The organism is Rhodococcus sp. IEGM 27 (genome assembly GCF_033142305.1).
Lineage (GTDB): Bacteria > Actinomycetota > Actinomycetes > Mycobacteriales > Mycobacteriaceae > Rhodococcus_F > Rhodococcus_F oxybenzonivorans.
Genome location: NZ_JAWLSG010000013.1, coordinates 26,874 through 49,050, shown reverse-complemented (window position 1 = coordinate 49,050; position 22,177 = coordinate 26,874). Strand labels below are relative to the sequence as shown.

General features: G+C 66.1%; 23 protein-coding genes and 1 pseudogene. 16 read left to right on the top strand and 8 right to left on the bottom strand.

The annotated features are described in order from the left end of the window. Window positions 1–70: 70 nt before the first annotated feature. On the bottom strand, window positions 71–2,347 hold the full coding sequence (locus R4P95_RS29325) for a serine/threonine-protein kinase (protein ID WP_317756820.1): 2,277 nt from the start codon (window positions 2,345–2,347) through the stop codon (window positions 71–73). 116 nt (window positions 2,348–2,463) lie between these two features. Next, window positions 2,464–3,159, bottom strand: coding sequence for a TetR/AcrR family transcriptional regulator (locus R4P95_RS29320; protein WP_213576292.1), 696 nt, complete (start codon window positions 3,157–3,159; stop codon window positions 2,464–2,466). Between the two features lie 95 nt (window positions 3,160–3,254). On the opposite strand from R4P95_RS29320, the gene R4P95_RS29315 reads away from it, so the two are divergent. From R4P95_RS29315 to R4P95_RS29290, 6 genes are read left to right on the top strand one after another with little or no spacing between them, the layout of a single operon-like run. Then, the gene (locus tag R4P95_RS29315; RefSeq protein ID WP_317747336.1) at window positions 3,255–4,439 is read left to right on the top strand and encodes a lipid-transfer protein; all 1,185 of its coding nucleotides are present in this window, start codon (window positions 3,255–3,257) and stop codon (window positions 4,437–4,439) included. Window positions 4,440–4,479: 40 nt separating this feature from the next. Beyond that, complete coding sequence (locus tag R4P95_RS29310) at window positions 4,480–4,911, top strand: SRPBCC family protein (RefSeq protein WP_109333505.1); 432 nt, start codon at window positions 4,480–4,482, stop codon at window positions 4,909–4,911. Window positions 4,912–4,916: 5 nt separating this feature from the next. Continuing rightward, entirely contained in the window at window positions 4,917–5,792 is an 876-nt protein-coding gene (locus tag R4P95_RS29305; protein ID WP_317747337.1) for a MaoC/PaaZ C-terminal domain-containing protein, read from the top strand. A 12-nt stretch (window positions 5,793–5,804) separates the two neighbouring features. Beyond that, on the top strand, window positions 5,805–6,674 hold the full coding sequence (locus R4P95_RS29300) for an SDR family oxidoreductase (protein WP_317747338.1): 870 nt from the start codon (window positions 5,805–5,807) through the stop codon (window positions 6,672–6,674). Between the two features lie 12 nt (window positions 6,675–6,686). Continuing rightward, window positions 6,687–8,900 (top strand): acyl-CoA dehydrogenase, encoded by a 2,214-nt coding sequence (locus tag R4P95_RS29295; RefSeq protein ID WP_317747339.1) that lies wholly within the window; start codon window positions 6,687–6,689, stop codon window positions 8,898–8,900. Then, the gene (locus tag R4P95_RS29290; protein WP_317747340.1) at window positions 8,897–10,039 is read left to right on the top strand and encodes a CaiB/BaiF CoA-transferase family protein; all 1,143 of its coding nucleotides are present in this window, start codon (window positions 8,897–8,899) and stop codon (window positions 10,037–10,039) included. Before R4P95_RS29295 ends, R4P95_RS29290 begins: the two co-directional genes overlap by 4 nt. An 11-nt stretch (window positions 10,040–10,050) precedes the next feature. Here R4P95_RS29290 and R4P95_RS29285 read toward each other — a convergent pair whose 3' ends face one another. Continuing rightward, the gene (locus R4P95_RS29285; protein WP_213576286.1) at window positions 10,051–10,512 is read right to left on the bottom strand and encodes a PPOX class F420-dependent oxidoreductase; all 462 of its coding nucleotides are present in this window, start codon (window positions 10,510–10,512) and stop codon (window positions 10,051–10,053) included. Between the two features lie 65 nt (window positions 10,513–10,577). Beyond that, the gene (locus R4P95_RS29280) at window positions 10,578–11,018 is read right to left on the bottom strand and encodes an Lrp/AsnC family transcriptional regulator (RefSeq protein ID WP_213576285.1); all 441 of its coding nucleotides are present in this window, start codon (window positions 11,016–11,018) and stop codon (window positions 10,578–10,580) included. An 80-nt stretch (window positions 11,019–11,098) separates the two neighbouring features. Between R4P95_RS29280 and R4P95_RS29275 the strand changes: the two genes are divergently transcribed. Continuing rightward, entirely contained in the window at window positions 11,099–11,839 is a 741-nt protein-coding gene (locus R4P95_RS29275; protein ID WP_213576284.1) for an AzlC family ABC transporter permease, read from the top strand. Then, complete coding sequence (locus tag R4P95_RS29270) at window positions 11,832–12,161, top strand: branched-chain amino acid transporter permease (RefSeq protein ID WP_249354348.1); 330 nt, start codon at window positions 11,832–11,834, stop codon at window positions 12,159–12,161. The genes R4P95_RS29275 and R4P95_RS29270 overlap by 8 nt, the downstream gene beginning before the upstream one ends. Here the strand turns inward: R4P95_RS29270 and R4P95_RS29265 are convergent. Beyond that, window positions 12,162–13,559, bottom strand: a pseudogene (locus tag R4P95_RS29265) (diguanylate cyclase domain-containing protein); the annotation flags it as partial. A gap of 136 nt (window positions 13,560–13,695) precedes the next feature. On the opposite strand from R4P95_RS29265, the gene R4P95_RS29260 reads away from it, so the two are divergent. Further along, window positions 13,696–14,583, top strand: a complete 888-nt coding sequence (locus tag R4P95_RS29260) for a DUF4436 family protein (protein WP_213576282.1) — start codon at window positions 13,696–13,698, stop codon at window positions 14,581–14,583. 5 nt (window positions 14,584–14,588) lie between these two features. Here the strand turns inward: R4P95_RS29260 and R4P95_RS29255 are convergent, their stop codons facing one another. After that, complete coding sequence (locus R4P95_RS29255) at window positions 14,589–14,948, bottom strand: Rv2640c family ArsR-like transcriptional regulator (RefSeq protein ID WP_109333523.1); 360 nt, start codon at window positions 14,946–14,948, stop codon at window positions 14,589–14,591. Window positions 14,949–15,040: 92 nt separating this feature from the next. Between R4P95_RS29255 and R4P95_RS29250 the strand changes: the two genes are divergently transcribed. Next, entirely contained in the window at window positions 15,041–15,466 is a 426-nt protein-coding gene (locus R4P95_RS29250; protein WP_213576281.1) for an ArsI/CadI family heavy metal resistance metalloenzyme, read from the top strand. Window positions 15,467–15,530: 64 nt separating this feature from the next. Here the strand turns inward: R4P95_RS29250 and R4P95_RS29245 are convergent, their stop codons facing one another. Together R4P95_RS29245 and R4P95_RS29240 are read right to left on the bottom strand one after the other, a co-directional pair. Further along, window positions 15,531–16,406 (bottom strand): amidohydrolase family protein, encoded by an 876-nt coding sequence (locus tag R4P95_RS29245; RefSeq protein WP_317747341.1) that lies wholly within the window; start codon window positions 16,404–16,406, stop codon window positions 15,531–15,533. 49 nt (window positions 16,407–16,455) lie between these two features. Further along, on the bottom strand, window positions 16,456–16,974 hold the full coding sequence (locus R4P95_RS29240) for a ribonuclease H (protein WP_213576279.1): 519 nt from the start codon (window positions 16,972–16,974) through the stop codon (window positions 16,456–16,458). 82 nt (window positions 16,975–17,056) lie between these two features. Between R4P95_RS29240 and R4P95_RS29235 the strand changes: the two genes are divergently transcribed. The 6 genes from R4P95_RS29235 (at window position 17,057) to R4P95_RS29210 (ending at window position 21,838) form a co-directional block, all read left to right on the top strand. After that, window positions 17,057–17,983, top strand: a complete 927-nt coding sequence (locus tag R4P95_RS29235; RefSeq protein WP_317747342.1) for a DNA-3-methyladenine glycosylase 2 family protein — start codon at window positions 17,057–17,059, stop codon at window positions 17,981–17,983. Between the two features lie 113 nt (window positions 17,984–18,096). After that, window positions 18,097–18,804 (top strand): energy-coupling factor ABC transporter permease, encoded by a 708-nt coding sequence (locus R4P95_RS29230; RefSeq protein WP_317747343.1) that lies wholly within the window; start codon window positions 18,097–18,099, stop codon window positions 18,802–18,804. Beyond that, window positions 18,801–19,160, top strand: a complete 360-nt coding sequence (locus R4P95_RS29225) for a PDGLE domain-containing protein (protein WP_317747344.1) — start codon at window positions 18,801–18,803, stop codon at window positions 19,158–19,160. The genes R4P95_RS29230 and R4P95_RS29225 overlap by 4 nt, the downstream gene beginning before the upstream one ends. Before the next feature lie 2 nt (window positions 19,161–19,162). Next, on the top strand, window positions 19,163–19,927 hold the full coding sequence (gene cbiQ, locus R4P95_RS29220; RefSeq protein ID WP_317747345.1) for a cobalt ECF transporter T component CbiQ: 765 nt from the start codon (window positions 19,163–19,165) through the stop codon (window positions 19,925–19,927). Next, entirely contained in the window at window positions 19,924–20,736 is an 813-nt protein-coding gene (locus tag R4P95_RS29215) for an ABC transporter ATP-binding protein (protein WP_317747346.1), read from the top strand. Before cbiQ ends, R4P95_RS29215 begins: the two co-directional genes overlap by 4 nt. Window positions 20,737–20,773: 37 nt before the next feature. Then, window positions 20,774–21,838, top strand: coding sequence for a class I SAM-dependent methyltransferase (locus R4P95_RS29210; protein ID WP_213576273.1), 1,065 nt, complete (start codon window positions 20,774–20,776; stop codon window positions 21,836–21,838). The last annotated feature ends 339 nt before the right edge of the window (window positions 21,839–22,177 follow it).

The following is a 22,177-nucleotide window of genomic DNA, read 5'->3' as shown; positions in this document are numbered from 1 at the left end:
AAGACGAGAGGGTGCGGGTCGCTCGGCCCCGCACCCTCTCGCGTCGGATCGTCCGCGCTCGTGCGGACGCTCACTCGTGCCGGGGTACGCCCGACACCACGCGGGAAAGTGCGTGTAAGTCTTCCGTCAGCAGGCGAAACAGCCAGTACGCCGCGACGAACGCGAAGACACTTCCGACGCACAGCACACGTAGCGCGACCACCACGTGCGGTAGGTCTTCCGGGGGAATGAACGTTGCACCCGCGACACCGAGCAACGGCACCGCGGCGGCCGCGGCCAGGAAGAACATGCTGCGCCGACCCAGCCGGTGCAGCATGCGGGCGTCGGCAGCACTGATCTCCCCGTGCGGCAGGAAGACCGGGTACAGGCAGCGGACGGCATAGAAGTTGACGAAGAAGAACGGATAGACGACGGCGATGGCGCCGCAGACCAGTTGTGCGGCCGTGAAGTGGACGACCGTGTTCCACGGCACCTCACTTCCACTGATCTGCAGCGTGGCCGGGACGATGATGCCGGTCACCGCCCACAGTCCGAGACACAGTAGGGCGCATCGCTGTCCGAGCAGCAGGGTGTCTTTGCGGGCGCGGGCGAGGTGGCCGCCGTCATACGCCTTTCCCTTCCGTAGGCCGCCGGCAACCGTGGTCAGATACAGAGTCATCGAGACGGTGCCCACCACCCCGATCACAAATGCCGTGGCGTAGTCGATTCGCGTGATGCGCTCGAAACTGTTCTGCGCGGTGGGCGGTAGCTTGCTGATGATCAGCGTGGTGTTGTGTTGATAGCTGTACAGAATTGCCAGGAGATTCGGTACGGCGATGGCGAGGAACATGATCGGGTGCGTCCACCGTCGCATCCGCAACCGCCAACTTCCCGGTGGTGGATCGACGAGATCGCGGGCGTGAGCATCGAGACACACGTCGAACTGTTGGGACATTTCGGCGCCGGTGGAGAACCGATCCGTCGGCTCGGGCTCGAGCGACTTCAGCAGCACTCGCCGCAGCGCGCTCGGGCAGTCGTCCGGCAGGTCCGCGATCGCGGGTTCGTGACGGCCGCGGCGTCGTTCGAGCATCGCGTCGAGGGTGGTGCGATCTCCGGGCGGGTGCGTTGCCAGTTCCGCGTCGGTGCCGGTGTCACCGGAGGGCGTGTCGTCGAAAGGCTTTCTCCCGGTAAGCAGTTCCCACAGCACCACGGCAAGCGAGTACAAATCACTTCGGGTGTCGAGGTCTGCCGCGGTCCCCGGCCGATCTGGATGGATCGCCTCGAGCTGCTCCGGCGACATGTACGCGAGTGAACCACCGAAGTACGCGACCGGACTGGTTCCGGGAAGAGTCTCGCTGAAGCTGATGTTGAAATCGGCCAGCTTGGGGACGCCCTCTGCCGTCAGCAGCACGTTGGCGGGTTTGATGTCGCGGTGTAGAACACCGTGTGTGCCGGCGTAGTCGAGGGCCTCGGCCAATCGGCGGCCCAGCCACGCCACGGTCTCCGGCCACGACAGGGCTGCGACTTCCTGGCGTACCCGGGATTCACTGGGCCGTATCTCGCCCTTGCTGACCAACTCCCGATCGACTGCCTCGAGCAGCAGAAGTCCGGTACGCATGCCGGGCGCCGTCTCGCGCACTCGCGCGACCACCCCGAGCAACGTGCCACCCGGCACATACTGCATGTACAGCAATCGCAGCATTCGATCGGCGAGGAGGCGCTGATCGAAGACCCGGACGATGTAGTCGTGATCGAACTGGGCGAGGGTTTGCGGCTCGGTTCCGTGGTCCTCGGAAATCTTCACCGCGACCAGTCGTTGCATCGACCGCTGACGGGCGAGGAAGACCCGGGCAAACGCTCCCCGCCCCAGGACCGTCATCAAGTCGAAGTCGTCGACCCGCTGCCCGACGTCGAGATCGCCGAGTTCCATACTCCTCGGGGGCGGCGCCGCGGAGGTGTGTTCGCGGTGGTGGATCGACGTGCTGTGGTACTCGCCGGTGCTCAGCAATTCTTCGAGTTCGTCGGCCTGCGCCGGAAACGTCCGCGTGTATTCCGAGGCGTCGACCGGCTGACCGCTACGCCTGCGTAGATGGAATTCCTCGTAGATCAGGTCTGGCGGTAGTGGCCACCTGCCGAGCTCGGGAAGCTCGTCGCGATACTCGGCCAGCCGCTTCGGGTGGTCGCCGCGGCGCCACCGCTTTTCCAGATCGACCTTGATCAACTCGATCAGCGACACCCTGCGCAGCGCCGGATCAGCGGGCAGGTAATCGGTGAGGTCCGGAGCGGAGTCGGACGACTCCCACGCAGCCGCGAATCGCCCGACGATGTCTCCGACCGCGGTCGACTGTGGCGGCGGGCCGCTGGACACCGTCGCTTCCGGTGTCGGTCGGACCAAGCGCGTCACAAGCTTCTCGGACGCTAGCGGTCGTTCCGTGAACCTCGCCCGGAGAACATGCAGACCATCGTAGCCCGACGATCCCCGCGCTACTGCAGTTCGGATACGGGGGTGGTGAGGTCGATGTGAACGCCGATGCCCTGCAGGTTTCCCTGCAGCACCTGCCAGATCGAGACCTCGAGAAACTGCGCCACCTCGTCACTGCCCAGTGTCGACTGCGGATTGCTCAGCCATCGGTTGACGCTCGCATCCACCAGCCCCACCAATCCGAAGGCCAGCGGCTCCGCAAGATCTGCGTTGTCCGCCACCTTCTCCAGCACGGCCGCCAGCAGGCCGGCGAGCTGGAGTGCGATGGCGGTCTTCGTCCCGGTCACGACACGCGAACCGGTAGTGCGCCTGCTCGGCGACCCGGTGCCGAGGAATTGGTGCAGACGGGGGAATTCGACGATCCACGCCAGGTACGTCTCCACGGCCCGCGCGATGGCTTCACCTACCGTCCCCTCCGGGGTCAGCGTCGGCGCGAGGTCTGCCATCAGACGTTCGATGATGCGTCCGCGGAGCTGCTCGTCGAGGTCGCCCCGGTCGGTGAAGATGCGGTAGACCACCGATCGTGGGACGTCGGCGCGCTGCGCGATCTGCTGCACCCCGACGTCGGGGCCGTCCTCGTTGATGGCGTCCATCGCGGCATCGAGAATCCGGCTTCGGCGTTCCGCCTTGTGATCCTCCCAGCGGGTGGCGCGACCGTCCCCGAGGGGCGAGGTGGCGGTGTCGACTTTGTCCGGCATCCGCCATACGTTACTCACCACGTAGTTGACTGGACAGCACGTCTCACATACTTTTGGTGGACAGCGTGTCACACACACATTTCTCAGGAGCCGCAATGGGTAACAGGGTGTTCGTGGTCGGAGTCGGGATGACAAAGTTCGAGAAGCCCGGCGCACGCGAATGGGACTATCCGGACATGGCGCGGGAGGCCGGCGGCAAGGCCCTGGCCGATGCCGGAATCGACTATCCGCTCGTCGAGCAGGCGTACGTGGGGTATGTGTACGGCGAGTCGACGTCGGGGCAGCGCGCCGTCTACGAACTCGGCCTCACCGGCATCCCGATCATCAACGTCAACAACAACTGCTCGACGGGGTCGACCGCCCTGTTCCTCGCCACGTCGGCGATCCGAAGCGGTCAGGTCGACTGCGCACTGGCACTCGGCTTCGAGAAGATGCAGGCCGGTTCGCTCGGGTCCACGTACGACGATCGCGAACAGCCGATGATGCGCCACCTCCTCGCGCTCGCGGAACTGCAGGAGTTCGCGATGCCGCCCGCGCCGTACATGTTCGGCGCAGCCGGTAAGGAGCACATGGAGCGATACGGCACCACCGCGGAACAGTTCGCCAGAATCGGCGTCAAGAACCACCGCCACTCACAGAACAACCCCTACGCCCAGTTCCAGGACGAGTACACGCTCGACCAGATCCTCGACTCGAAGCAGATCTACGGTCCCCTCACCAAGTTGCAGTGCTCCCCGACGTCCGACGGCTCCGGCGCGGTGATCGTGGCCAGTGAAGACTTCGTCGAGAAGCACGACCTCGCCGGCCAGGCGGTCGAGATCGTCGGGCAATCGATGGTGACCGATCTCCCCAGCACGTTCGAGGACAGGAGTGCGATCAGCCTGGTCGGTGCAGACATGACCCGCACGGCCGCCGCTCGCGTCTACGAACAGGCCGGGATCGGTCCCGAAGACATCCACGTCATCGAACTGCACGACTGCTTCTCCACCAACGAATTGCTCACCTACGAGGCGCTCGGTCTCTGCGCCGAGGGCGAGGGCGGCAAACTCGTCGACAACGACGACACCACGTATGGCGGACGCTGGGTAGTCAACCCGTCCGGCGGTCTGATTTCCAAGGGACACCCGCTGGGCGCCACCGGACTCGCCCAATGCAGCGAACTTACCTGGCAGCTCAGGGGAACCGCAGACGCACGGCAGGTCGACGGCGCGAGCGTCGCCCTCCAGCACAACATCGGCCTCGGGGGCGCAGTAGTCGTCACCGCGTACCGCACTCTCTGAAATTCTTCCCACCCACCTCGAACACACCTAGGAGTAACTCATGGCTTCCGTTTCCGTCTCCGCTGCGCTTCCCGCCTCCCCCGACAAGGTGTGGGACGAGCTGTCCAACCTGTCCCGCTGGGAAGAGTGGCTCACGATCCACCAGTCGTGGAAGAGCGAGGTCCCCGCCGAGGTGGCACTCGGATCGAAGTTCACCGAGGTGGTCTCCGTGATGGGCATGGCCAACAAGATCGAGTGGACCGTCACCGAGGTGCAGGTGCCCGAAATGGTGAAGATCTCCGGCACCGGCATGGCCGGTGTCACCGTCGAATTCACGCTGAAAGTCGAGCCGGACGGCGCCGGATCCAAGGCGATCATCGACGCAAGCTTCACCGGCACGATGATCGTCGGCCCCATCGGGAAGGCCGTCGCCAAGAACGCGAAAGCGGATCTGGAGGCGTCCCTGGCCGGGTTCGCCGACATGGTGGGCTGATCCGCATGACCACCCCCACAGTCGAATTCGACACGAGTGGTCTCGGCGAGTGGACGGATCCGGAGCGGTTCGAGGTCACCGCCGAGCGCATCGCCGAGTACGCCGCGGCCACCAACGATCCCATCGAACGCCACCTCGCCGGAGAGGTCGCACCACCGGTGTTCGCCGTGGTACCGGCGTTCACCTCGATGGCGCCGGCCGCACTGTCCGTCGCCCCGGTCGAACTGCTCATGAAGCTCGTGCACGGGGAACAGGATTTCTCCTTCCACCGTCCGATCCGCCCCGGCGACAACCTCGTGGTCCGCGCGAAGCCGATCGGATTCGAGGGGCGGGCGAACGGTTCCACCGTCGTCGTGTACGTCGAAACCCGCACAGAGCAAGGCGAACTCGTCAACGAGCAGTGGATGACCGCATTCTTCCGGAAGGTCGATGCGGGAGCCGGACTCGGCGCGCAGGCACCTGTACACCGGTTCGACGAATCCCTTCGCGGGCAGGCGCCGGTAGCGTCGATCACCCAGCACATCGACGACGACCAGACGTTCCGGTACTCGCCTGCCTCCGGTGATCCGATGCCGATCCACCTGGACGACGAGATCGCGCGGATGTCCGGGCTCCCCGGAATCATCAACCACGGTCTGTGCACCATGGCGTTCACCTCGTGGGCGGCGCTCACCGAACTTGCCGACGGCCGGGTCGAACGTCTCCGCAGGCTCGCGGTGCGGTTCGCCAAGCCAGTCCTGCCCGGCCAGGACATCACCACGCAGTTCCGGCAGGTCGCCGAGTCCACAGGCGGGACAACGTCGTACGCCTACGAGACGACCGTCGGCGACGAACTCGTCATCAAGGACGGCCTCGCCGTCATCGCGGACACCGAGTCTTAGGAGTACGTACACATGGGAACACTCGACGGACGGGTAGCCATCGTCACCGGCGCCGGGCGCGGGATCGGGCGGGAGCACGCCCTGCTCTTCGCCCGGGAGGGGGCCGCCGTGGTCGTCAACGACCTCGGCGGTGCGAACGACGGTACCGGCGAGGACGCAGGCCCGGCCCAGCAGGTGGTCGACGAGATCGTCTCCGGCGGCGGCACTGCCGTGGCGAACACCGACAACGTGGCGTCCTGGGACGGTGCCGAAGCGCTCGTCAATCAGGCGGTCAGGGAGTTCGGCCGGCTCGACGTCCTGGTGAACAACGCGGGCATCCTGCGCGACGCCTTCATCGCGGGAATGTCCGAAAGCCAATGGGACGCCGTCATAGCCGTGCACCTCAAGGGACATGCCGCGACGCTGCATCATGCAGCGGTGTACTGGAAAGCGCAGACCAAGGCGGGCAAGACGGTGAACGCCTCCGTGATCAACACCGCGTCCGCGTCCGGCACGTTCATGCCCAACGCCGGGCAGGGCAACTACGGCGCCGCGAAGGCGGGTATCGCCGCGCTGACGCTCGTCGCAGCCGACGAGCTCGAGCGGTACGGCGTCCGGGTCAACGCGATCGCGCCGATCGCCCGCACCCGGCTGACGCTGGCCACTCCCGGTATGGGCGCATTGTTCGCCGAAGAGGTGCCGGAAGGTGAGTTCGACGCATTCAGTCCGGCCAACATCTCCCCGCTCGTCGCCCGGCTCGCGGATGCGGACTGCAAGATCACGGGCAAGGTGTTCGCGGTGCAGGGCGGAGCCATCTCCGAACTGGCCGGCTGGCACGACGTGAAGACCATCGAGAGCGACGGCCCGTGGACCGTCGCAGACCTCGCCGACCGGCTTGGCTGAAGGGTTTCGGACATGGCCAAGAATACGTATGAACTGGGCCTCGGGCTCACCGAGGAGCATCGCGCCCTCGCCGATTCCGTTCGGGCCTTCGCCGAACGCGCCATCACGTCCGAGCAGGTGCGTGCCGCGGTCGAGTCGAAAGGCGAGGACAAGTTCCCGCCGTTCTGGGACGCACTCGTCGGCCAGGACCTGTTGGGCCTGCATATCCCCGAGGACAAGGGCGGCCACGGTGCCGGGCTGCTTACCCTGGCCGTCACGCTGGAGGCGCTCGGCCGCACGGTGGCCCCCGGCCCGTTCGTTCCGACCGCACTGTCCGCCGCCCTCGTCGCGGCCGCGGATTCCAAGGTCGGAATCGAGCTGATCCCCGCCCTTCTCGATGGATCACGCACCGCCGCGGTCGCCTTGGGCACCGCGCTCCACGCGCAGGTGCACGACGGCGGATACCGGATCGTGGGAAGCACAGACGCCGTCCTCGGCGGCGAGCACGCCGACATCCTGCTCCTGCCGATCACCGTCGGCAACGACGTCCGCTGGGTCGTCGTCGAGTCGGCAGACGTCACCGTCACCGCGCAGGACAGCATCGACATACTGCGAGGCTCGGCAAGAATCACGGCAGACGTCGTTCACGTCGGCGCCGATCGGATCCTCGACGGACTGAGTGAACGACGCGTCCGATCGATCGCCGCCGTCGTGCTGGGCGCCGAAGCGATCGGCGTGATGTCGTGGTGTGTCTCCACTGCGGCCGAATACGCGAAGACCCGAGTGCAATTCGGGCGTCCCATCGGGCAGTTCCAGGGCGTCAAGCACAAGTGCGCCCACATGGGCATCGCCCTGGAGAAGGCCCGCGCCGTGTTGTGGGATGCCGCGTCCGCCCTCGACAACGGCGACGACACCGCAGATTTCGCCGCGGACATCGCCGCCGTCATCGTTCCCGATGCCGCGGTGCAGTGCGCGCAAGACTGTATCCAGGTCCACGGCGGCATCGGATTCACCTGGGAACATGACGCGCACCTGTATTACCGGCGGGCACTGGCCATCCGGGGGCTCCTCGGTACCCGCGAGGAGCGGGCTACCCGCGTCGCCGAACAGTCGCTCGCCGGCACCGCCCGCTCCTCCGAACTGGAACTGCCGGACGAGGCCGAGGCGATTCGGACGCAGGTACGGGCGGAACTCGCCCCGCTCGTCGACCTCGGCGAGGACGACCAGTTGATTGCCCTCGGCGACGGCGGCTGGGTGCAGCCGCACCTGCCGAAGCCGTACGGCCGCAGCGCATCCCCACTCGAACAGATCGTCATCGCCCAGGAGATCAAGGCGGCCGGAATTCCGATGCCGCAGCTGCTGATGGGCGGCTGGGCCGTGCAGGCCGTCGTCGCCCACGGCACCGAGTCGCAGAAGCAGGACCTCGCCGTCCCCACCCTGCGCGGAGATCTGGTGTGGTGCCAACTGTTCAGCGAACCGGGCGCCGGCTCCGACCTCGCGTCGCTGACCACGAAGGCGGAGAAGGTCGACGGCGGCTGGAAGGTGACCGGCCAGAAGATCTGGACCACCGTGGCACAGTTCTCCGACTGGGCCATGCTGATCGCCCGCACCGACCCGTCGAAGCCGAAGCACGAGGGCATCACCTACTTCGTCCTCGACATGTCGACACCGGGGGTCACCGTCCGGCCGCTGCGCGAGATGACCGGGTCGGCGCTGTTCAACGAAGTCTTCCTCGACGACGTGTTCATCCCGGACGAGAACGTGGTCGGGAACGTGAACGACGGCTGGAACGTGGCCCGCACGACCCTCGCGGGCGAGCGGGTGGCACTCAGCCAGAAGATGGAGGCCTACGCCACCGACAAGGACCTGCTCCACTTCGCCCGCGGGCGCAACCTCGGACCGTTGGCACGGTACCGCGTCGGCGAACTGGTGGCCGAAAGCCAGGCCATCGATTTGATCGGCTCCCGGATTGTGCTGAAGCAGTTGTCGGGGGCGGACGTGAGCACCACGTCGAGCGTCGGCAAGTTACTCGGCATGGGCCTCGGGCAGGCGATCGCCGAGTTCGTCGTCGCCGAATTGGGACCGGCCGGTGCCGTGAGCATTCCGGGTGAGCCGAGCGACAAGGCGATGGAGCAGTTGATCGCCGGCCGGGCCACCACCATCTACGGTGGCACGACCGAGGTGCAGCTCAACGTGATCGGGGAGCGCATGCTCGGACTGCCTCGCGACGCGCAGGGGGTGTCGTGACCGGCGGGCCGCTGAGCGGGCTGACCGTCGTCGAGATCGCGAGCCTCGCGCCCGCCCCGTTCGGCTGCATGATCCTCGCCGACCTCGGCGCGGACGTGATCCGCGTCGAACGGGCCGGTGACGGCGGCAGCGGGCTGATGGCACCCTCGGGTGTACTCGACCGCGGACGACGATCGATCGCCGTGAACCTGCGCACCCCGGAGGGGCTGGAAGCCGTTCTGGCACTACTCGAGTCAGCCGACATCCTCGTCGAGGGTTTCCGTCCCGGCGTCGCGGAACGGCTGGGCATCGGCCCCGACGACTGCCTGTCCCGCAACCCCGGCCTGATCTACGGGCGCATGACCGGCTGGGGTCAGGAGGGACCCCTCGCGGCGCGAGCCGGGCACGACATCAACTACATCGCGCTCGCGGGCGCGCTCGAACCCATCGGGCGCGCCGGCGAGCGGCCGGTGCCGCCGTTGAACCTGTTGGGCGACTTCGGCGGTGGCGGCCTGATGTTGACGATGGGGATCCTGGCCGCGCTGCACGAGCGTTCCCGGTCGGGCCGCGGACAGGTGGTGGACGCGTCGATGGTCGACGGGGCGGCGCTGCTGACGGCGTTCGTCCACGGCATGAACGCCGCCGGGCTGTGGCAGGAGGGCCGCGGGCGGAACGTCCTCGACGGCGCAGCCGCGTTCTACGACACCTACGAGTGCGCCGACGGTCTGCACGTGGCGGTCGGGTGCGTCGAACCGCACTTCTATGGTGAACTCCTCGACGTGCTGGGGTTGAGCGGCGAGGAACTGCCGTTGCAGTACGACCTCGATGCGGCGCCGGAACTGAAGAAGCGCCTCGCCGAGGTGTTCGCGACCCGACCGCGGGACGAATGGGCGGCACTGTTCGCCGATTCCGACGCGTGCGTGTCGCCCGTCCTCTCGCCGTGGGAAGCGCACGAACACCCCCACAACAAGGAACGGGAGACGTTCGTCGAGGTGGGTGGCATCCGCCAGCCCGCACCGGCACCGCGTTTCAGCCGCACCCCGGCGCCCGTTCCCCGGCCGGCGCCGCGGCCCGGGCAGGACACCGATGCGATCCTCGCGCAGGCCGGCTACGACGCGGCGGGCATCGAGCGCCTGCGCTCGGCGGGTGCCGTCGAGTAGGTGACGGGGACCTATCCGCGATCGGTATCCGGTGGGAAGCCACCGGTCGCGATGGGTCCCCACTCGTCGATGGTGATCCGGATGAGGGTTTTGTTCTGCTTCCGCATGGCGTCGCGGTACTCGTCCCAGTCGGGATGCTCGCCGGAGATTCCGCGGAAGTACTCGACCAGAGGTTCGAGCGCATCGGGCATGTCCAGTACCTCGGCCGTGCCGTCGATCTGCACGTAGGCACCGTTGAACTCGTCGGACAGTACGCACACGCTCACGGCGGGGTCGTGCCGCACGTTCGCGGCCTTGGCGCGCTGCGGGTAGGTGGAGACGACGATACGTCCCTCCGCGTCGAGTCCCGACGTGACCGGGGAAATCTGCAGGCCCCCGGACCTCTTGCGGGTGATCAGCACGCTCCGGTGCCGGGGACGGACGAAGTCGAGCAACTCCTCACGCGACACGTGCTGTGCGGTAGCGACGGCCATGGTGCACCTTCTCTTCTCGACGGGTCAGTGCCATCACCCTAGGCGGACCTGGTGACGGGAACTGATCAGTCGACGCTCTTGATCGTCTTCATCGTGATCAGCGAGGTGACCCGCGATACCGCCGGAAGTCCCCCGAGTTTCGTCACCATGAACCGCTCGTAGGTGGCAAGGTCGCGTACGGCAACGCGGATGAAGTAGTCGGGGATCCCGAACAGACGCCGACATTCGATCACCTCGTCGAACGCAGCCACACGCGACTCGAACTGCTCGATGGTGGCCTGGTCGTTCACCCCGATCTCGGCCGTGACGATCACCTGGAAACCACGATCGAGCGCTTCTTGACTGACGACCGCGCGGTAGCCGGTGATGATTCCGTCCGCCTCGAGCTTCTTGACGCGCCGCAGACACGGCGACGGAGTCAGGCCGACGAGATCGGCCAGCTCGGTGTTGGTCAGACTCGAGTCCCGGCGCAGATGCGACAAGATTGCGTGATCGATGGCGTCCATTGATCAATTATTGCGCACAAGCCACTGTATAAGCATTTGTTCGCAATCGCTCACCTCGACGATCGCTATACCTTTGCGTAGTGACCGAATCAGCACCCCACTCGACGGCCGTCGTTGCCGGCGCCGAGGCTCCGCCTTCCTCGGAAATACGCGGCGCACTCCGAGCCTCACTCCCCGTCGGAATCGGGCTGTTTCCCCTCGGTATCGCCCTCGGGGTCCTCGTCGTGCAACAAGGGCTGAGCCCGTGGTGGGCACTGGTCTTCACGTCACTGATCTATGCCGGTTCACTCGAATTCGTCGCCGTGGGACTGGTGACCGCGATGACGCCACTGCCCTACATCGCACTGACAGCACTGCTCGTGAATTTTCGGCACGTCTTCTACGCGCTCAGCTTTCCGCTCGAGACGATCAAGGGCAGGCCGGCACGCCTCTACAGCATGTTCGCGCTCACCGACGAGGCCTACGCCATGGCGGTCACCAGCGACCGCAAAACGGTGTCCGGGCGGATGATCGTGTACACACAGCTGTACCTCCACGCCTATTGGATCGGCGGCGCCGGGCTCGGTGCCGTTGCCGCGCAATGGATCCCGGACAATATCGTCGGCATGGAATTCGCGCTGACCGCGTTGTTCGTCGTACTGTCCATCGAGGCCGTCCGAGCGCAGCGTGGCCTCGCAGTTCCCCTGTTGGGCGTCACCTGCGCTGTGGTCGCGCGCCTGGTCGACGTCGATCACATGCTGCCGCTGGCAATGGGGGCATTCGTGAGTCTTCTCGTCCTTCGATACGTCCTCACTCCACAGAAGGGTGCCGCAGATGCCTGAGTCGGGTTACCTACTCGCCGCCGTGGCCATCATGGCGATTGTCACCTTCGCCCTCCGCGCCGTCCCGTTCGCGGTTCTCCACCCACTGCGTTCCTCGGCGCTGGTCGGATATCTCGGCGTGTTCATGCCGGCCGGAATCATGTCGATCCTGGTGGTCTACTCGCTGAAGAACGTGTCGATCAACGTCCCGGCGCACGGATTACCCGAACTGCTCGCCGTGGCAGCAACGGCTGTGGTGCACCTGTGGCGGAAGAATGCGGTGCTCTCGATCGTGGTCGGGACCGGACTGTACGTGATCCTGATGAACTGGGTGTTCGGCTGAGTAGAGGGCGTACCCGCCGGCACCTCCTGCCTTCGCCCGATACATCGCCGAGTCCGCGCGGCGAACCAACTCTTCCCGCGTGCAATCCGGATCCGAGAGGGCGATTCCGACGCTGCCACTGATCGGCAACTGGAGGTGTGCAACCTGGTTCAGCATCGTGAGGCTGTCGGTGATGCCCTTGGCGACGGCAATTGCCTCGTCGGCATCCGCCAGGTGCTCGCACACGACGACGAATTCGTCGCCCCCGATCCGCGCGACAGTGTCGTTCGGACGCACTGCCGAGCGCAGATGCTCGGCGAGGACGACGAGTACGTCGTCACCACCGGCATGGCCGAGGCTGTCGTTCTGGATTTTGAAGTCGTCGAGGTCGATGAGCAGCAGAGCCATGACCGTACTCTCGCGACGTGCCGCGTCGAGCGCCGAATCGATGCGTCTGCGAGCCAGCGTCAGGTTCGGCAATCCCGTGAGGGGGTCGTGCAAACTTTGATGCAGCAGTTGCGCTTCCGCCTCGATACGGCGGATCGCCGCCGACAGCACACCCGTCACCGAGCGGAGAAAGGACAGATCCCGGTCGGTGTAGTCGCGGGGGCGATGACTGTGCGCGGTGAGAACTCCCCACACGGGGTCGGCACCGATCGGTACACACACCCCGCTCTGTAGTGCACGCCTGGTCATCGCTGTGGTGGAGAAGCGGGTCTCCTGGGTTCTGTCGCGGCACACCACCACCGATTCGGCCGCGGCCGCATATCCAGGCTGTGAGCCCGTACCGGGTGCAAAGCTCGCCGGTCCCGGCGCCGGACCCCGGTACGCGAGAACGGTCAGTTCTTCCCCTCCGCCAGAGATCCGGGCAATGGAGGTACAGCGCACACCCATCAGCGCCGTAGCTGCCCTGGTCGCCGCGTCGAGAAGTTCGTCGAGGTTACCGTCGACGGCGAGTTGGCTCAGCTCGGCGATCGCCTGTTGCTCGCGGGCCCGGTACGCGGCCGCTTCGAGCGCGCTGTGCAGCCGGCGTTCTTCGATCTGCGCACTGCGGCGATCGTGCGCAATCGAGGCAATCACCGCCGGACCGGAGTTGTCGGATTCCACCACGAACGTCGAGATCAGCATGGGGATCGGCTCCCCGGTCACGAAGTGGCGGAGCTCAGTGAGCCCGGACCACTCCCCCCGTTCCACGAGTGCCGACTCCACTTCGGGCGCCTGCACGAGACCGACATCGGTGAAGAACTCCGCCGTCGTCCTCGAGTAGGCGTCGGCGGCGGTGGTGAAGCCCATGAGGCGGGCGCCCGCCGGATTGAGGAAGACGATCCGGCCGGAGACGAATTCCGACAGCACTACCAGCGTCGGGGCCTGCTCGAGGACTGCGAGAAGCATCTGTGAGTTCTGCAGTCGCGATTCCATTGCGGCTCCTCCCTAGCCAGTGGTGCCGTCCACGATATGTCGCAGGTACCCGCGCGTGACGACCGAGCCTGCTTCCGCATCGATCGAGACCACCGATCGACGAACCCGCCCACCCCAACGGCGGTATGTTGCGACGGTGGCAGCCGAGTCACCACTCCTCCTGCGTCACCGGCTCCAATGGGTCGCGGCGGCGCTTCTCCTCGCGCTCGTCTACGCCGCGTCCCTCACCGTCTACGGGTTGAGCAGCAACGCGATCGAGGACGACGCGCCATTCACCATCGACGACGACGTGATCATGGTGCTCGTCACCGCGAAGTCGCTGCAGCCGACGGTCGACCGGATGCAGGCAGAGGTGACGATCGCCGCCGGTCAGGATTACCTCCATGCCAACGGCGACACCCTCAACCGAGATATCACTCTCCTGCTCGTCCCCAGCACCAGCCACGAGCAGATCGTTTTCCGCGAAGGCACCGCGCCCACCACGTTCGACACCGAGTTCATCGCGAACGGCAACGCCGCCACGTGGCCCTTCGACCGGTTCGAGGTGAATCCGATGGTGGTCGAGGCCTACGAGGGCCTCGGCGCCCAACGCGAATTGGTACCCACGGGTGTTCTCCTGGACGGGCGGGTCGACGGATGGAAGGCGAAGGCCGAACCGGTCGCGGTCGACACCGACATCTCCCGGAACGGCATCGGCGTCGACGTGCGGTTGGCGCGCACAGGCGGAAACCTCATCTACGCCGGAATTCTCCTCCTGATGATGACGACCCTCGCCGTTCTCGCCGCCTTCGTCGCATTGCAGACGTTCCGGCGCAAGCGGGCAGTCGACACCGACATGCTCGGCTGGATGGCTGCAATGCTGTTCGCCGTCGTACCCCTGCGCGGGATCCTGCCGGGCAGCCCGCCGATCGGGTCGTGGGTCGACATTGCGCTCACGGTCTGGGTGGTGTCCACGCTGGTCGCGTCACTCGCACTGTTCGTGTTCTGCTGGTGGCGCGACAGCGAGCCCGCGAAAGGAACGTGACCGCGCTACGAGCAGCAGTTCGGATCCAGCACGAAGCGCAGCGCCTCGAGCGCGTCGCGTTGTGGACGGTAATAGACGTTCATTCCGCGCCGGGTGGGGACCACCATGCCTGCCTTCTTCAGTTGCCCCAGGTGATGACTGACGGTCGATTCGGATACACCGACACCGTCGGCGAGGTCGCACGTACAGACCTCACCCTCGCTGGCGGACAACAGGATCGACATCAGCTTGATGCGCACCGGATCGGCAAGAGCCTTGAGCCGCACAGCCACCTCGAGCGCCCCATCGTCCGAGATGGGCCCCGACGCGACCGGGGCGCAGCAGAGTGGTGACGTCGCATCGATCAGGGGCAAGGCCTTGGGCATGAATCCATTGTGCCCACCTTCTTGACATACGTCAAAAAGGTGGCGCATAGTGGAGAAGTAATTCGATATACATCGAAAAGGTGGAGGATCTCATGTCCCGCGTACAGCTCGCCCTCAACGTCGACGACCTCGGTCAGGCCGTCTCGTTCTACTCCAAGCTCTTCGGCACAGCGCCCGCGAAACTAAAGGAGGGGTACGCCAATTTCGCCATCACCGAGCCCCCACTCAAGCTCGTGTTGTTCGAAAACCCCGGTGCGGGCGGCACCATCAATCACCTTGGCGTCGAGGTGGAATCGAGTGATGCCGTGCACTCGGAAATCGCCAGGCTGACCGAGGAAGGGCTGTTCACCGAGGAAGAACTCGGGACCACCTGTTGCTTCGCCAGCCAGGACAAGGTGTGGGTCACCGGGCCCGCCGGCGAGAAATGGGAGGTGTATACGGTGCTCGCCGACAGCGACACGTTCGGCAATGCGCCCGCCCTCGAGCAGGACGCCCCGACCGCGTGCTGTGGGTCGTAATCCTTCAGCCTCCTCAGGGGTCTCCGATCCGCCGGCGCGAGCTCACCAACTCCCCGCCGGCGGATCAGGCGAGCGCGAACAGCGCCGCAGCGTTGTCGTGACACACCGAGCGAAGCCAGTCCTCACCGAGATCGAACCGGGTCAGACCCTCGAGTGCGTCCAGGTACGGATACGGGATGTTGGGATAGTCGCTTCCGAACAGGATGCGTTCCTGCAGGTCGGACAGCCGGTGTACAGCGTCACGCGGAAACGGGGTCGCCTCCTCGGTGTAATCGGTGAACGCCATCGTGGTGTCGAGGTACACACCGGAATAGCGTCCCGCGAGCTCGAGGAACTCCCGATACTCGGGCAAGCCCATGTGGGCGATGATCAGGCGGAGTCGGGGGTACCGCGCCAGCAATTCGCCGATCGGCTCGGGGCCGGTGTACTTGCCCGGCGCGGGACCGGATCCGCAATGGATGACCACCGGCACACCCGCGTCCTGCAACGCTGCCCACACCGGGTCGAGCAACGGGTCGCCCGGTGAATAGTCGCCCACCTGAATGTGGGATTTGAACACCCGGGTGCCCGACTCGATTGCCTCGGGCACGTACGCGGCCGCGGATTCTTCCGGATAGAACGTCGCCGTCCGGAGGCAGTCGGGCGTGTGGTGGGCGAAGTCGGCCGCCCACTGATTCAGCCACGCGGCCATCTCCGGCTTGTGCGGATAGATCATGGACGTGAACCGTCGAACCCCGAACGCACGAAGTTGCTCGACGCGCACGTCCTCCTCGTGCCGGTAGCGGATCGGCCACGCTCGCCCGGTGAGGGGGCCCACCGCGTCGAAGTACCGCCAGACCTTCTCCATCACGTTGGCGGGCATGAAGTGGGTGTGGACGTCGACGATGCCGGGCAACCCCAGCGCCCGCCAGAACTCCCGCACCCGCAGATCCTCGGTCACGACTTCTCCTCGATACAGACTTCTCCCGGTACCGGGTGAACCGACAGGATCAGAACAGGGTGAACGCTTCTTCGGCCTCCGCAGGGGCCGCGACCACGGGTGTAGCGGGAGCCGGAGGGGGCGCAGCTACCGGCTCACCGGATGCGACGGCCCGTGCCGCCTCACCGGCGAGTACGTCGGCCATCTCGTTGTAGTGGTTGCCGACGTGACCGCGTACCCAACGGAACCGCACGGGTCCGGAACGCTCGATGATGGCCTGGTCGATGGCCTGGACCAAAGGAAGATTCTTCACGGGGGCACCGGCCGCCGTCTTCCAGCCCTTCCGCTTCCAACCGGGCAGCCATTCCGATGCGCACTTGATGGCGTACTGGGAATCCGACTCGATCAGGAGCGGATCGGGTCCGGGATGCGCGGTGATCGCCTCGAGCAGCGCCCGCAGCTCGGCGATCTGGTTGGTTCCCGAGGGTTCACCACCGGATCGGCTGGGACCTTCGTGATTGACCCATGCCCAGCCGATCGCCCCACCGGGGTTACGCAGACAGGATCCGTCGGTACTCACGATGATCATGGCTGGGACTTTACGTGCGCGCCCCGACAACCGCCGGTAGCGGTGGCCGACATGTCGCCGGAGGGCGGATACGCTGCTTGCGATGACGGCTTCGCTGGAGGTGGTCGAGACCACCGTGACCGCGCGGCGTCCACTGGACGTCGCGATGACGTTGCACCCCCTTCAGCGCGGTAAGGGCGACCCCTGTCACCGGCGTGCGGTCGACGGCTCCATCTGGCGGACGTCGGTGCAACCGTCCGGTCCGGTCACCTATCGCCTCACGCAAAGCGACCGGCACACCGTCCACTGTCAGGCCTGGGGCGAGGGTGCCCGCGAGTTGGCGGATGGGCTGAACCGTCTCGTCGGCGAGCAGGACGAGTGCGAAGACTTCGCGCCGGAGCACCCGATCCTCGCCGAGGCCCACCGCCGCTTCCCGCACCTGCGTCTGGGGCGCACCGACCGGGTGATGGAAGCCCTTGTCCCGGCCATCCTCGAGCAGCGGGTCCACGGCATCGCCGCGTTCGCGTCGTGGCGGCGTCTGGTGTGGAAATTCGGCACACCCGCCCCCGGCCCGGCGCCCGACGGAATGCGGGTGCCTCCCACCGCGCACGTGTGGCGGCGAGTCCCGTCGTGGGAGTTCCACCGCGCGAACGTGGACCCCGGCCGTGCCCGCACCATCGTGCGTTGCGCCCAGGTCGCGGACCGCCTGGAGAAGATCGTCGACCTGTCCCCCGAGGAAGCGACCCGCCGCTTGATGTCCGTCCCAGGGGTCGGCATCTGGACCGCGGCCGAGGTGTCGCAACGTGCGCTCGGTGATGCGGATGCGCTGTCCGTCGGCGACTACCACCTGGCGTCGATGGTCGGGTGGTCGTTACTCGGCAAGCCCCTCGACGACGCCGAGATGGTGACGTACCTGGAACCGGTTCGCCCGCATCGTTATCGCGCCGTGCGGTTACTGCTGGTCAGTGGCAACGCGATCAAACCCAAGTTCGGACCGCGAACCCCCGTCGTGGACCACAGCTGGCACTGAGAGTTCGGTGGTGGCAGAACACAGCTGTCGCGGGACCCATGAACAGCTGTTCAAGTGTTCACACGAGAATCTAGACTGCAGAGACAGGACAGCTGCCGGCTGAGGAGGGTGACATGGAGTCCGTAGCCATGCACATGAGCGACGGGCTGATCAATGCCCCGACGTCGGTCCTCTTCCTCGCCGTCGCGGCGGTGGGGCTCGCGGTCGCCGCGTGGCGGGCCCGCTCCGAACTCGACGATCGCACCGCCCCCATGGCCGGTCTCGTAGCCGCCTTCATCTTCGCGGTGCAGATGGTGAACTTTCCCGTCCTTCCCGGTGTCAGCGGACATCTCCTCGGTGGTGCACTCGCAGCCATTCTCGTGGGGCCCTACACGGGTGCGCTGTGCATCGCGATCGTCCTGATCGTGCAGGCGCTGCTCTTCGCGGACGGCGGGCTGACAGCCTTGGGTGCGAACATCACGAACATGGCGATCATCGGGGTGACGGTCGGCTACGTCGTCGCGCTAGTCCTGCGCCGACTCGCGCGCCCCGAGGATCTTCGTCTCCGCGTGCTCGGCGCTCTCGCGTTCACCGCTGCGCTGGGCGGAACCGTCGCGGCGTCGATGGGCTTCGTCCTCGAGTACGCCATCGGCGGTCAGCCCGCTGCCGACGGCGCCACTGCGCTCGGCTCGGTGGCGGCCTACGTTCTCGGCGCCCACATCCTGATCGGAATCGGCGAAGGAATTATCACCGCCGTCACGGTCACGGCGGTTGCCCGGGCCCGACCCGACCTCGTGTACCTGCTCCGGACCGCGCCGCGCCACGTGGCGGTGGGCGCATGAGCGTGTCGACACGGTCGTTCCGCCGCTTCCTTCTCGGTTTCGCGCTGGCGGTACTGCTCATTGCCGGGGTGCTGTCCTCTCTGGCGAGCTCGAGTCCGGACGGCCTCGACGCTGCCACGACACGCGGATGCGACACCGTCGAGACCGACACCGGCGCGGCACTGGTCGGGGACTGCATTGCGAAGAACGCCGAGGACCACCACTTGTCGGCCTCCCCGCTCGCCGACTACACGGTGAGCGGACGATCGGGTTTCACCGGGGTGGCCGGAATCATCGGTGCGGCCGCGACCTTCGTCGTCGCAGCCACCGCTTTTCGGCTCCTCGCCCGCGGACGGCGTCACCGAGCCGGGCCCTGATCATGAGTTCCGGTCACGCGCAGCCGCTTTATCTCCACGGCACATCCGCAGTTCACCGTCTCCCCGTCGAGGTGAAGATCGTGTGTGCGGTGGTGACGGTGTTCGCGGTGGTGGCCACGCCCCGCGAGGCGTTCTGGGCCTTCGCCGTGTACCTCGCAGTCCTGGCGGTGGTATGGCACATCGCCGGAATCGCCCTGACCTGGCTCGCCCCGCGCATGCTGATCGAACTGCCCTTCGTCACATTGGCCCTGTTGTTGCCCTTCGCGGAGGGCGGCGAGCAGACGACGGTCCTCGGATTGTCGCTGTCGGTGGCCGGACTGCACGCCGCGTGGGGGATCCTGGTGAAAGGCACTCTCGGGGTGCTGGTGTCACTCACGCTCGCCGCCACCACCCCCGCCCGCGATCTGCCGGTGGGACTTGCCCATCTGCACGTGCCCGCCATGTTCACCACGATCGTGGTCCTCATGCTGCGGTACCTCGATCTACTCACCTCGGAGGTCGCCCGGATGCGCACCGCACGCTTGTCCCGGGGTGAAGATCCGCGGACACTTCGCCAGATCGGCGCCACCGCGCAGGGTGTGGGCGGATTGTTCGTCCGTTCCTACGAGCGGGGCGAGCGCGTACACCTGGCCATGCTGTCGCGCGGGTTCACGGGGACTGTTCCCACAGTCGGTGCTCCTCCGGCGTCCGCCGCGGCGTGGTCGGCCGGCCTCGTCCCCGCCGTCTGTTCGGCGGGTATCTGCCTCGCGGCCTGGACCCTCCGATGACGGCCGCCGTGCACCTCGAGGGTGTGTCGTATTCCTACCCGGATGGCAGGAAGGCACTCGACCGAATCGACCTCACCGTGAGCCCGGGCGAACGGGTAGCGGTTCTCGGCCCGAACGGTGCCGGCAAGACCACTCTGATGCTGCACCTCAACGGGATTCTGACCGCCTCGGACGGTCGAGTCACCATCGGTGGGGTACCGGTGTCGCGCAACACCGACCGGAACACGCTGCGCGAGGTGCGGCGGCGGGTCGGCATCGTCTTCCAGGACCCTGACGATCAGCTCTTCATGCCCTCCGTCGCGCAGGACGTCGCCTTCGGCCCGGCAAATTTCGGTGTCACCGGTGCGGCACTCGACGACCGGGTGCGCATCGCGTTGGCCGCCGTCGACATGATGTCGCATGCCGATCGCAATCCCGTTCATCTGTCGGTGGGGCAACGGCGCCGGGTCGCCCTGGCCACCGTCCTCGCGTGCGCTCCGGACGTGCTGGTACTGGACGAGCCGTCGAGCAACCTCGATCCGGTTGCCCGGCGTGAACTGGCCGAAGTCCTGCTCGGGGTGGACACCACCCAACTGCTGGTAACCCATGACCTTCCGTACGCTGCGCAGTTGTGCACGCGCGCGGTGATTCTCGACGAAGGCCAGGTAGTGGCGGACGGACCGATCCAAGACCTGCTCGCCGACACAGACCTGCTCGCTCGCCACCGCCTCGAGTTGCCGTGGGGTTTCCAGCTTCCCGGACGCTCGACCGACTCCGGCGCGAATGTGCACTGGGAGCAACCGAAACGGGGACATCGGCTACCGCGGTAGGTCACCATGAGGGGACCACCCACACCGGAGGTCAGCGATGCCCACACCCGGAGCCGACGCAGTGGCGCAACGCGTCTTCGACGCCTCCCTCGGCGCAATCGACATACTCTCCATTCATCTGGGAGATCGACTCGGCTGGTATCGAAGTCTCGCACATCAGGGCCCCGCAACAGCGGACGAACTGGCCGAACGCACCTCGACCCATCCGCGGTACGCACAGGAGTGGCTCGAACAACAGGCGGTGACAGGGCTGCTCACCGCAGACGGCGGCAGCCCCCGGAGATTCACGTTGGAGCCCGGTGCGGCCGAAGTGTTCACCGATGAGAAAAGCCTGGCCTACCTGGCGCCGCTGGCCCGGATTTTCGTCGCCGCCACCACACAGATGCCCGCGCTGATCGAGGCGTATCGCACGGGAGGCGGTGTGGGATGGGCACAGTACGGTGTCGATGCAAGGGAATCGCAGGCGGATATGAATCGGCCGTGGTACGAGCAGGTTCTGCCGGGAGCGCTCGCATCGGTACCCGAGGTCGACGCACTTCTGCGCACCCCCGGTGCCGCCATCGCCGATGTCGGATGTGGGGGCGCGTGGTCCACGATCGCCCTGGCGCGCGCCTATCCCGATGCCCGGCTGGATGGTTACGACATCGACGGCGCCACTGTCGAACTCGCGAAACACAACGTCCGCGATCAAGGGGATGTTGCCGACCGGATCACAATCACCGAGTCGGATGCAGCGGGCATTCCGGAGGGCGCCTATACCGCTGCATTCGCCTTCGAGTGCATTCACGACATGCCTGCACCTGTCGCCGTATTGACGGCGATACGCAAGGCTCTGGCACCCGGTGGAGTCATGATCGTCATGGACGAGGCGGTGGACGACGAGTTCTCGGCACCGGGAAGCGACATCGAGCGGTTGATGTACGGATTCAGCCTGACCGTGTGCCTGCCGGACGGAATGAGTTCCAGTCCGAGTGCCGCCACCGGAACGGTCATGCGTCCGAACACCTTGCGAAAGTACGCCGAAGCTGCCGGTTTCGGCTCGATGGACATCCTTCCCATCGAAGACTTCGGGTTCTGGCGTTTCTACCGGCTGACCGTGTGACACCTCGTGCCGGTGAGGCGTATGTAACGAATTTTGCGTAAACGCCGAAAAGTGGGATACCCGAAGGGGGAAGATGTTCAGCAAGCGACTAGGCATGGGAAGCACCATGACACTGCAGGATTGCACAGGGTTGGACACGCTCCTCATAGCCACGACGCGCGTGCCCTGCCCCCTTCGCCCCTCCACGCCGAGAGATGAATTCGGGAGGGCTATGGAGTAGGCGACTCACCGGGGAGCATCACCGCGCACCCACATATGCATGTAGCCGTTCGGTACTTCCAGCGAATATGGTCCACGCACAACAATGTTCGGTGCTCAGGTGGAGTCCGTGTTCGACCT